General features: G+C 34.9%; 1 protein-coding gene. It reads left to right on the forward strand.

The window, feature by feature from the left end; all coding sequences use genetic code 11:
• Window positions 1–167: 167 nt before the first annotated feature.
• A partial coding sequence (locus AAHB12_RS31200) for a carbonic anhydrase family protein (RefSeq protein ID WP_342048942.1) occupies window positions 168–677 on the forward strand: 510 nt, incomplete at its 3' end.

Consider the following 677-nt stretch of genomic DNA (forward strand, 5'->3'; position numbering starts at 1 on the left):
AAAAATTGTGCAAAGAACGGGTAGTATTTTTTGAGAACCCCATTCAAAAAATCCCCACCCTCAATAGAGGTTGTTGGGATCTTTTGGACAAATTTAACAAAAAAATATTGTGATACTTATTTTCAAGGGGTATACTTATCCTCATCTTCTAAGAAAAGAGGCTTAACATGAAAGTAAATTTTATATGGGTAAGTTTACTGACACTTTCCCTACTTATCGCAGGATGTAATAACATAACTTCAACTGACAAAAAAGAAAAAGAAGAAAAGGCAACCGCAACCCAAGAAGTGAATTACAAAGATCAAAAAAATTGGGAGTTTGAATCAGGCGATACACAATCACCAATCAACATTGACACAACTAAGGCACAGGAAATGAAAGACAATGGAGCAATCGAACTTAACTATAATAATGCTGTACTTGATGAAGTGGACAATGGTCACAGTATCCAAGTAGACGTTACTGGAACAGCAAAAATCGATGGTCGTGACTTTGATTTAACACAATTCCATTTTCATGCACCCAGTGAGCATAAACTTGATGGTAAGCATTATCCAATTGAAGCTCATTTTGTAAATAAAGCACAAGATGGTCGTCTAGCTGTTATTGGTGTGTTCTTCAAAGAAGGTGCAGAAAACCAAGGATTTAAAAAAGTGATTGATAGTATTAAAAAAGGT

Source organism: Bacillus sp. OTU530 (genome assembly GCF_038440375.1).